The 10,229-nt window shown below is 59.7% G+C and carries 9 protein-coding genes; 4 read left to right on the forward strand and 5 right to left on the reverse strand.

Annotated elements, in window-relative coordinates; all coding sequences use genetic code 11:
* Positions 1-130 precede the first annotated feature (130 nt).
* Entirely contained in the window at positions 131-799 is a 669-nt protein-coding gene (gene rnt, locus ACFE0K_RS11605) for a ribonuclease T (protein ID WP_052042962.1), read from the forward strand.
* A gap of 126 nt (positions 800-925) precedes the next feature.
* Here the strand turns inward: rnt and ACFE0K_RS11610 are convergent, their stop codons facing one another.
* The 5 genes from ACFE0K_RS11610 to ACFE0K_RS11630 all read right to left on the reverse strand — a co-directional run bounded on the left by ACFE0K_RS11610 (position 926) and on the right by ACFE0K_RS11630 (position 6,950).
* On the reverse strand, positions 926-1,528 hold the full coding sequence (locus tag ACFE0K_RS11610; protein WP_035248916.1) for a peroxiredoxin: 603 nt from the start codon (positions 1,526-1,528) through the stop codon (positions 926-928).
* A 186-nt stretch (positions 1,529-1,714) separates the two neighbouring features.
* Complete coding sequence (locus ACFE0K_RS11615) at positions 1,715-2,437, reverse strand: PepSY-associated TM helix domain-containing protein (protein ID WP_434536218.1); 723 nt, start codon at positions 2,435-2,437, stop codon at positions 1,715-1,717.
* Positions 2,438-2,605: 168 nt separating this feature from the next.
* Positions 2,606-2,944, reverse strand: a complete 339-nt coding sequence (gene grxD, locus ACFE0K_RS11620) for a Grx4 family monothiol glutaredoxin (RefSeq protein ID WP_035248920.1) — start codon at positions 2,942-2,944, stop codon at positions 2,606-2,608.
* A 168-nt stretch (positions 2,945-3,112) separates the two neighbouring features.
* On the reverse strand, positions 3,113-5,302 hold the full coding sequence (locus tag ACFE0K_RS11625) for a TonB-dependent receptor family protein (protein ID WP_434536219.1): 2,190 nt from the start codon (positions 5,300-5,302) through the stop codon (positions 3,113-3,115).
* Positions 5,303-5,399: 97 nt separating this feature from the next.
* A complete protein-coding gene (locus tag ACFE0K_RS11630; RefSeq protein ID WP_434536220.1) occupies positions 5,400-6,950 on the reverse strand; it encodes a hydantoinase B/oxoprolinase family protein in 1,551 nt (516 codons plus the stop codon).
* Between the two features lie 247 nt (positions 6,951-7,197).
* Here ACFE0K_RS11630 and ACFE0K_RS11635 point away from each other — a divergent pair, with 247 nt between their 5' ends.
* The 3 genes from ACFE0K_RS11635 to ACFE0K_RS11645 form a co-directional block, all read left to right on the forward strand.
* The gene (locus tag ACFE0K_RS11635) at positions 7,198-8,379 is read left to right on the forward strand and encodes an aspartate aminotransferase family protein (protein WP_434536221.1); all 1,182 of its coding nucleotides are present in this window, start codon (positions 7,198-7,200) and stop codon (positions 8,377-8,379) included.
* Positions 8,376-9,284, forward strand: a complete 909-nt coding sequence (gene argF / locus ACFE0K_RS11640; protein ID WP_335626498.1) for an ornithine carbamoyltransferase — start codon at positions 8,376-8,378, stop codon at positions 9,282-9,284. Before ACFE0K_RS11635 ends, argF begins: the two co-directional genes overlap by 4 nt.
* A 103-nt stretch (positions 9,285-9,387) precedes the next feature.
* The coding region (locus ACFE0K_RS11645) for an ABC transporter ATP-binding protein (protein WP_434536222.1) at positions 9,388-10,229 on the forward strand (842 nt) is incomplete at its 3' end.

The raw sequence follows: 10,229 nt of genomic DNA on the forward strand, positions 1-10,229 counted from the left end.
CCCTGCCCGGTTGGCGTCATCTCTGATCCGCTTTCGCGCCTGTTGCCCCTGCGGGCTTTCCGGTAGCATAGCCCCCTCTCGCGGCTGTCACAGACAGTTGGGCGGGTTTTGTGTGTCTGATGGAGTGATCATGAATGATCAGCACCCCAGCCTGGCGCTGCGGTTTCGGGGCTTTTTGCCAGTAGTAATTGATGTGGAAACCGGGGGCTTTAATGCCCAGACCGACGCGCTGCTGGAAATTGCCGCCGTCCTGATTGATATGGACGCCCAGGGCTACCTGCGTCCGTCCACCCGCATCCAGTTTCATGTGGACCCCTTCCCGGGTGCCAACATCGAGCAGGCTGCGCTGGATTTTACCGGCATTGATCCGGACAACCCGCTGCGGGGGGCTGTGCCCGAGGAAACCGCCCTGAAAGGCGTGTTCGAGCCGGTCCGCAAGGCCATCAAGCACCATGGCTGCACCCGCGCCGTGTTGGTGGGGCATAACAGCTTCTTCGATCAGGGCTTCCTGAATTCGGCGTCGGAACGTGCCGACATCAAGCGCAACCCTTTCCACCCGTTCTCCAGCTTTGACACCGCTGCCTTGGCCGGGCTGGTGTATGGCCAGACCGTACTGGCCAAGGCCTGCGAAGCCGCCGGCATCCGCTTCAACCAGCGCGAGGCACACTCAGCGCTCTACGATGCCACGCGTACCGCCGAGCTGTTCTGCTCCATGGTAAACCGCTTCAAAGACCTGGGCGGCTGGCCACCACCGCCGCCGAAGGATATGCCGCCGACGCTGGCCAAACAGCTGGATTGAGGTAACGTAACACCCTTCACGCTGGCAATGAGCACCGAAAGCCTTCCGTGCTGCCTGCCGCGTGCCAGCGTGAAGCACAAAAAAAGGGCCGCAAAAATGCGGCCCTTTTTTTGTGCTGCGTCTCTTTTACAGCTTGTCTGCGTTACCAGACAGGTACTCGGCCACACCGTCCGGGGTGTCCTTCATACCGGAATCCCCTTTCTGCCAGCCCGCCGGGCACACTTCACCGTGCTCTTCGTGGAACTGCAGAGCGTCGACCAGACGAATCAGCTCGTCCATGTTACGACCCAGGGGCAGGTCGTTGACGATCTGGCTACGTACCACGCCGTTCTGGTCGATCAGGAATACACCGCGGAATGCCATGCCGCCTTCGGACTCAACGTCGTAGGACTGGGCAATACCGTGGTTCATGTCAGCGGCCAGGGTGTACTTAACCGGGCCGATGCCGCCTTCGTTGACTGGAGTGTTACGCCATGCGTTGTGGGTAAAGTGGCTGTCGATGGAGACACCGATCACTTCCACGTTGCGCTCTTTGAACGCGTCCATGCGGTGATCCAGAGCGATCAGCTCGGACGGGCAGACAAAGGTGAAGTCCAGTGGGTAGAAGAACACCAGACCATACTTGCCCTTGATGGCTTCGGACAGGGTGAATTCATCAACGATGCTGCCATCGCCCAGTACTGCGGGAACCGTAAAATCAGGTGCAGGTTTACCTACCAGAACGCCCATTGTTTCTCTCCATTATGACTAGATTGACTATCCGGCAATTGAGAATGCCGGAACCAACATTGAATCTGAGCAGCGATAATACAACGGCTACCGCCGCGCTGCATGGCACTATCATGGGGATTATGGTCATGCTTTCAATGGCCCGGTGGCTTTTCAGGCCGGAATCGGCCATACCTGCTCAAATAATCACCGGCTGCGCGACCAGATGACCACCCCGGTCAGAGCCAGCATCACCAGTAACAAGGCTGCCAGATCCATCACCAGTTGCCCTGCCCAGCCAAACACACGGCCGGCATGCAGATCCTGCAACAGCCGTTGCCAGTTCAGCGACGCCGGCACACTGGCAGCCTGCAAGCGGGGTTGCAGCACCGCCGGCAACGGCTCAATCACAGCAGGCTGCCAATCAGGCACTGCCAACACCACACTGTTCAGATTTTCCAGATCGAACCGCAGCAGCACGCTTTCTGTCTCCAGGACCAGCCCTTCACCGATCACCCCCAGGCGAATAAATGCGGGGATGCCTTGGTCTGGCCGCAGCCGCTCCACCTGTTCGCCGCCCTGCAACAACAGTAGATCACCACCACAACCTGCCACGGTCAGACCCTGCGCCGCTACCGCCCCCTGAAACGGCGCCGAGCAAGACGCCACGGCACTGCCATCCATAAACAGTCGCTCACCCGCCTGGGCATACCAGTGCCCGTCAACCTGACTGCCGTGAATCTGTTCCGATAGCGGCACGCCATAGCTACGCGCTAACCAGGGCGGCAAGGGGTCATCGGCCCAGTCCAGGGACTCTATATGATTCAGCAACACCCCGGTGACCGACAGCACCAGCACCGGCAGGGCGACCAGCAGGCCCAACCAGCGATGCCAGCGACGCCACTGGCCTGTGGGTTTGCGTTGTTTCACCGGGCTTCCTCAATGCTGTGAACAATCCGTTCGATTGTAGGCGCTATCACACCGGAGCCAACACCAGGGCAACCAAACCGATGAACAAAACCGTCAAGACCACACAAACGGCAGACACAAAAAACCCGGCGCAAGGCCGGGTCTTTTGTACGCGGGAGGGCGACGCTATCAGGCGTTATCGCCGGCGTCGGCGTCCACTGCCGCATCTTCAACCAGCTCCTTGAGCTGCCCGGAACGGTACATATCCATAATGATGTCGCAGCCGCCGACCAGCTCACCGCCCACCCACAGCTGCGGATAGGTCGGCCAGTTGGCGTATTCCTTCAGGCTCTGACGGATTTCCGGCGCCTCCAGAATGTTCACGTAGGCAAACGGCTTGCCAACAGCGGTCATGGCTTCCACCACCTGGGCGGAAAAACCGCACTGGGGGAACTGCGGGGTGCCCTTCATGTAGAGGATCACCGGGTTCTTTTCGATCTGGTCTTTGATGACCTGGATAACATCCATACTGACTACCTGGCGGTTTGGGGTGTATTGGCTGTGGTTGGCCACTATTCTACCACTGATGGCCCTGCCCCTCCCAGATGGGGCCGGAACAATGCGGCTTCAAGGGTATTCCATAACAGAAAAGGGGGCCGAAGCCCCCTTTTCCTCTTGTTGCGACAGGCGAATGCCTCAGAAGTGCACTTTCATGCCCAGGTAGCCGGTACGCGGCTTGTTGGGACGGGCGCCGGCGGGATCGCGGGAGACGATTTCCTGATCGTCAAACACGTTATCCACCTTGGCATACACTTCCATATCACTGTTCACGTGGTAGGTGGCAACCACATCCGCGATCACATAATCGCTGGTGCGCTTGAATGTCGTTACCTGACCAGGGCGATCACAGCTATTGTCGATACACATACCCTCGGTGTGGCTGACGGACATCAGCGCAGACCAGGCTGCCGGTTTTTCCAGACCGAAGGTCAAGCTGGCCAGATGCTCAGGCAGGTAAGGCAGTACATCGCCATCCAGCACGGACAGATCATCCGCATCCTTGGTGATTTCGCCATCGGTATAGGTATAGGTCAGTCGTACCGGTGCCTGCAAACCGCTGTCACCTTTCCAGACCACGCTGTTCAGGCCCACTTCCAGACCACGCACTTCGGATTCACCGAAGCTCTGGGTGCCGGAATCGTTACCATTCGGGCATGGGTTAGCGATAGAGCAGTTCTGGATGGTGTTTTCATAATCACTGTAGAACGCGATCACATCCGCACTGAAGTTCTCGTTCCAGTAGCGGAAACCGGTTTCATAGTTGACGCTCTTTTCCGCATCGGTGCCTTTCTGGGAAGAAGCACCTGCAGGCGCAAAGCCCTGATGGACACCGGCCAGTACCGACCAGTTGTCATTGAGCAACCAGGTAGCACCCAGACCCGCCATCAGTTCTTCGTTACGATTTTCAGTACGGGCACTGACGTTGTTACGAGCCGGATCGCCCCAGCGCTTGCTCTTGCTTTCCACGTTCTCGTAACGCAGGGAGCCGGTAACGATGAAATCACCGATGTAGGCGTGGTCGATGATCCAGGCGGACATGGCATCGGCATTTTCCAGACGGTTGTCGCCGCCGGTGGGCAGAGTGGAGGTCTGGTACACCAAGCTGCCATTACGCTGATCAAAGGTGTCGGTGGGCTGGTAGCGATCCACCTCGTCCTGATGATAACGGGCACCGATAACCAGATCGTTATCCACGGAGCCGGTCTGGAAACGGTGGTTCAGTTCGGTCTGCACGCCTTCGGAGACGTATTCACGATTATTGTTCTTGAAAACCAGATCATCCGCATCGGCACCACGCAACTGAGCCTGTTTGACACCACCATTGGCGTTGGCATCGGCGACAAAACCACCAATTCCCTGACCCTCGACGCTGGCCAGCTTGTACCAGTTACGGTTGAACTCGTTGCGGTATACCACAGAGTTCAACTGGGTATTTTCGTCAAACACCAGGGTATGACGCAGAGACACCGCATCCCGATCATTGTCCATCTGGTCGATGTCGGTCATACCATAGCGTCGGTTAGCATCACGGGCGAAATCCCGGTCGGTCAGGCCCAGGTAGGTTTCGTCGGACACTTCGCTGGAATGCTCCAGTTTCAGCTCAAACGCCTGCTGAATATCCGCGGTTTCCGGAGCCTGCCAACGCAGCTTGGCCACGTAATCCCGCTTGTCGAAGCCGCTATCGCGGTTGGAGCGATCGATATCCTTGAAACCCATGGTGCGCTGCTGATGGGCTTCCAGCATGAAACCGAACTGACCTTCAGTGGCGCCGTAGTAGGCGTGGGCACGTTGGGCGCCGTCTTCACCACCTTCCACATTCACCATGCCAGAGGCACGGGCAGGAATCGGGGTGGACAGGAAGTTAATGGCCCCGCCCACGGTGAAGGGACCATAACGCAGGGTATCCGGGCCTTTCAGCACTTCAACACCGTAGAAACGACCAGCACTGGGGAAATAGTAAGCGGCCGGTGCAGCGTAAGGCGCCGGAGCAATCAGCACACCGTCTTCCATCAGTGTGACCTTGCTAGAACGGTCACGGCCAGAACCGCGAATACCGATATTCGGGCGCAGCCCATAGCCTTCCTCTTCCTGGAAGTAAACGCCGGGCACATCGCGCAGCATGCGGTGCACATCGGTGTTTTCTTTTTCTTCCAAGTCTTCATTAGAGAGCACGTGGGCGGAGCCACTAACGCTAAAGGTATTCTCGCGATCCCCCAGGATCTGCACCGGTTTCAGTTCATTGGCCTGATCGGCAAAAGCCGGAGCGGCCCCGGTGGCCATGGCGGAGGCGATGGCACAGCAAAGCAAGCGACGCTGTAAATGCATGATTTTTTTCCTTCCCAACGCAAATGCAAAAATTGTAAAGATCGTAAGCGCAGGGAACATACAATGAAAAAGAATCAATGGCAATCCGCTATCATTCTCATTTACATTTCGTATCGCAATAACCACCCCCACCGGGTGACGCCACCAGCAAACGATCACCGGCGCGGGCAGTAAAGCTGGTTTTCGGCGGCACTAACCTGCCATTGTGGCGATTTTCCCCCACCGCACCGCTCTCTCCGCCGGCCAGCCCCCAGGGTGCATGGCGGCGGCGCTCGGTGAGCAGGGTCACTTGGGCATCGCCCAGAAACTCCAGCTCACGCACCAGGCCATCACCGCCCACAAACTGGCCACCGCCGCCGCTGCCCCGGCGCACCTGGTAACGGTGTACCCGCAGTGGATAGTGGGATTCCAGGCTTTCGATGGGCGTATTAAGGGTGTTGGTCATATGGCTGTGCACCGCCGACAGCCCCGCTCCACGGGCATGGGCGCCGGTGCCGCCGGCCATGGTCTCGTAATAGTCCCAGCCATCCTCGCCAGCAGCCCCCATGGCCACATTATTCATGGTGCCCTGACTGGCAGCGGGGATTGCCTCAGGCGCCGCCTGGGCCAGCGCCCCCAGCACCACATCCACCACCCGCGAGCTGGTTTCCACATTGCCAGCGGCCACCGCCGCCGGGCGATTGGCATTCAGCAAAGAACCTGGCGGGGCGGACAGGCTGATGGGCCGGAACAGGCCATCGCACGCGGGCACATCATCGTCCATCAGGCAGCGAAAGCAGTAATAGGCTGCGGCCGCCGCCACCGACAGCGGGCAGTTGATGTTGCCGGCCACCTGGTCGGCGGTGCCGGAGAAATCCAGGCTGGCCTGCTCCCCGGCGATGGTCAGAGTGACGGCAATCACGATGTCTTGCTGGCCCTGACCATCGTCGTCCATGTAATCCTGAAACCGGTAACAGCCATCCGGCAGCGCCGCGATACGGGCCCGGGCGCGCTTTTCACCATAGGCATTGAGAGCATCAAAGGCGGCAACCAGATCGGCTTGCTGGTCGGCCAGCTCCGCCAGGCGCCGGGCGCCGGCTTCGCAGGCACTGGCCTGGGCGACAAAGTCGGCGAAACGCCGGCTCTCCACCGGCAACGCCCCACTCTCCTCCAGCCCGGCCAGTTGCCGACACAAGGGCACCTGCCACTGCCCGGCCCGTTTCAACCAACTGGGGGCAATAACAATCCCTTCCTGCTCCAGACGGGTGGACACCGGCATGGAGCCTGGGCTGTGGGCGCCAATATTGGCGTGGTGGGCCCGGGTCACGGCAAAGCCGATCAGGCTGGCAGCCCGGAATACCGGGGCAACCACGGTCACATCCGGCAAGTGGGTGCCACCCAGATACGGATCATTGACCACCAGCAGGTCGCCGGGCTGCCAGTCCCGATCACTGACCAGATCCGCCATCGCGTAGGCCATGGATCCCAGATGCACCGGAATATGGGCGGCCTGGGCACACAGCCTGCCCTGTGCATCGAAAATGGCGCAGGAGAAATCCAGGCGATCCTTGATATTGGGAGACAGGGCGCTCAGGCGCAGCACCGCCCCCATTTCATCACAGACACCGGACAGGCGATTGGCGAAAATACTGAGCTGGACAGGATTCATAGAGGAAATTAATAGTTAATAATGAAGAGTTAATCGCTAAATGCCAATGCATCTACAGCTACGAAGACAGCCTACCGCCATTCATTGTTTGTTGTTAGCTGTTAACTATTCGCGGGTTTGTGCGCTATTATCGTCTGTTCCGGCAGCCTTGGGCTGCCGTTTTTTGTTTGGGACGGGCGCAGACGCACTCCACAACGTGGTCCTTACTCGTTATTAATTATTCATTATTCACTATTAATTGCCTGTTATGTCGCAATATCTGATTCCCACCTATGCACGGCAACCGCTGGCGTTTGTGCGCGGTGAAGGGGTATGGCTCTTTGATGAAGCCGGCCAAAAGTACATGGATGCCATCTCCGGGATCGGGGTCTGCAACCTGGGCCACTGCCATCCGGCGGTGACCCGCACCCTGGCCGATCAGGCCGGGCAGCTTATGCATACCTCCAACCTCTATCGGATCCCGACCCAGGAAGCGTTGGCCCAGCGACTGTGCGAACTGAGCGGCATGCAGAGTGCGTTCTTCTCCAATTCCGGCGCCGAAGCCAATGAAGCGGCCATCAAGATTGCCCGCCTGTTCGGCCAGCGCAAGGGTGTCAGCCGCCCCACCGTGGTGGTAATGGAAGGCAGTTTCCATGGCCGCACCATGGCCACCCTGTCCGCCACCGCCAATGCCAAGGTGCAGGAAGGCTTTGGCCCGTTGCTCGACGGCTTTGTGCGAGTGCCCTTTAACGACCTGGACGCGGTACGCGCGCTGGCGGACAACCCGGATGTGGTCGCCGTACTGGTAGAGCCGATACAGGGCGAAGGTGGTATCAATATCCCCGCCAGCGATTATCTGCCCGGCCTGCGAGCCTTGTGTGATGAACAGGACTGGCTGCTGATGCTGGACGAAATCCAGTCAGGTAACGGTCGGACCGGCGATTACTTCGCCTGCCTGGGCGACAAGGTCACCCCGGACGTGCTGACCACCGCCAAGGGCCTGGGCAACGGTTTCCCTATCGGCGCCTGCCTGGTGGCCGGCAAGGCCGACGGCGTGTTCGGCCCCGGCAACCACGGCAGCACCTACGGCGGCAACCCGCTGGGCTGTGCCACCGCCCTGACCGTGGTCAACACGCTCACCGATGACGTGGTGGATGGCGTGGCCGACAAGGGTGCCTGGCTCAAAGAAGCCTTCACCCGGTCTTTTACCGATCTGCCTATGATTACAGAAATCCGTCAGCGCGGCCTGATGCTGGGCATCCAGCTTGACCGCCCTTGCACCGAGCTCGTCCACCGGGCCCGGGAAGCGGGACTGCTGATCAATGTCACCGCGGCGTCAGTAGTACGCCTGCTGCCGCCCTTAGTGATCAGCCAGACAGAAATGCAGCACCTGGTAGATACCCTCTCCCAGGTCATTCATGACTTCGCCAATGAACAGGAGGTCGCATGACCCGCCACTTCCTGACGCTCACCGATCTGAGCCGGGACGAGCTGGGCTACCTGATCCAGCGCGCCATTGAACTGAAAACCATGCTGCGCAATGGCCAGAGCCATACGCCGCTGCAGGGCAAGACCCTGGGCATGATTTTCGAGAAATCGTCCACCCGCACCCGGGTGTCTTTTGAAGTGGCGATGACCCACTTCGGCGGCTCCAGCATCTTCCTGTCGCCCCGGGACACCCAGCTTGGTCGTGGTGAGCCCATCGAGGACTCCGCCCGAGTACTGTCACGCATGGTGGACGCGGTCATGATCCGCACCTTCGACCACGCCACCGTGGAAACCTTTGCCGAGCATTCGGCAGTGCCGGTGATCAATGCGCTCACCGATGATTTCCACCCCTGCCAGTTGCTGGCCGACATGCAGACCTTTGTGGAGCATCGCGGCAGCATCCAGGGCAAGAAAGTGGTCTGGGTCGGCGACGGCAACAATATGTGTGCCAGCTATATCAACGCCGCCAATCAGTTCGACTTCGAGCTGGTGATCAGCAGCCCCACCAGCTTTGAACCGGACGGTGAACTGCTCAACCGTTACCCGGAACGGGTTCGTCTGGAAGCAGACGTGAACGAGGCGGTAAAAGGGGCGCATCTGGTAGTCACCGATGTGTGGGCCTCCATGGGCCAGGAAGACGAACAGCAGACTCGTCTCAATGCCTTTGAAGGCTATCAGGTCACCCCGGAACTGATGGACCGGGCCGATCCGGACGCCCTCTTCATGCACTGCCTGCCAGCCCACCGCGGCGAGGAAGTCAGCCATGAGATGATGGACGACCCACGCTCAGTGGTGTGGGATGAAGCGGAAAACCGCCTGCATGCCCAGAAGGCCCTGCTGGAGTTCCTGCTGACAGGTCAGCACTAAAACGCCGGACGCCGGACGCCGGACGCCGGACGCCGGACGCCGGAAAGGATTGTGTGTTTTGAATTCCGGGCGTCAAGTGTCTGGCGTTAACTCAAGGAGCCACATGAACCCGCCGCTGCTTACCCTCGACAACCTGGCCTGTGGCTACCATCAGCAGGCCGTGGTAAAGGATCTGAACCTGGAATTGGCCGCCGGTGAAATTGCCTGTCTGCTGGGCCCCAGCGGCTGCGGCAAAACCACCACCCTGCGTGCCATTGCCGGGCTGGAACCAGTCACCGGCGGCAGTATTCATATCCAGGGTCGTCAGGTGTCCAGCCGAAGTCGCCAGCTCCCCCCGGAAAAACGCGGACTGGGTATGGTGTTCCAGGAACACGCCCTTTTCCCCCACCTGACCGTAGCCGACAACGTGGCCTTCGGGCTGCGCAAACAGCCCCGCGAACAACAGCGCCTGCGGGTCAGCGAATGCCTGGACCGGGTGCGTCTTTCTGGCATGGAATACCGTTATCCCCATGAACTGTCCGGCGGCCAGCAACAGCGGGTCGCACTGGCACGGGCACTGGCACCCCGCCCCGCCTTGCTGTTGCTGGATGAGCCCTTTGCCAGCCTGGACCTGGACCTGCGCCGGGCACTGGCCCGCGAGCTGGGCGACATTCTCCGCCAGGAAAACGTCACCGCCCTGCTGGTTACCCACGATCAGGAAGAAGCCTTTGCGCTTGCCGATCGGGTGGGCGTAATGCACCAGGGCCAGCTGGAACAATGGGACACGCCGTACAACATTTACCACGCGCCCGCCAACCGCTTCGTGGCAGAGTTCGCCGGCTACGGTTCTTTTCTCCGTGGTGAGGTAGTGGATGAGAACACGGTCAGAACCAGCCTGGGTGAACTCACCGGGCGCAGCAATACGGCCCTGACACCCGGAGGTAACGTCGATGTACTGTTACGGCC

Origin of the sequence: Alcanivorax sp., assembly GCF_051117345.1 — a bacterium.
Taxonomy (GTDB): Bacteria; Pseudomonadota; Gammaproteobacteria; order Pseudomonadales; family Alcanivoracaceae; genus Alcanivorax.

Excerpts from the sequence above, each read along its gene's own strand:
- rnt (WP_052042962.1), top strand. The coding sequence starts at position 131 with ATGAATGATCAGCACCCCAGCCTGGCGCTGCGGTTTCGGGGCTTTTTG.
- ACFE0K_RS11610 (WP_035248916.1), bottom strand. The coding sequence starts at position 1,528 with ATGGGCGTTCTGGTAGGTAAACCTGCACCTGATTTTACGGTTCCCGCA.
- grxD (WP_035248920.1), bottom strand. The coding sequence starts at position 2,944 with ATGGATGTTATCCAGGTCATCAAAGACCAGATCGAAAAGAACCCGGTG.
- ACFE0K_RS11625 (WP_434536219.1), bottom strand. The coding sequence starts at position 5,302 with ATGCATTTACAGCGTCGCTTGCTTTGCTGTGCCATCGCCTCCGCCATG.
- ACFE0K_RS11630 (WP_434536220.1), bottom strand. The coding sequence starts at position 6,950 with ATGAATCCTGTCCAGCTCAGTATTTTCGCCAATCGCCTGTCCGGTGTC.
- ACFE0K_RS11635 (WP_434536221.1), top strand. The coding sequence starts at position 7,198 with ATGTCGCAATATCTGATTCCCACCTATGCACGGCAACCGCTGGCGTTT.
- argF (WP_335626498.1), top strand. The coding sequence starts at position 8,376 with ATGACCCGCCACTTCCTGACGCTCACCGATCTGAGCCGGGACGAGCTG.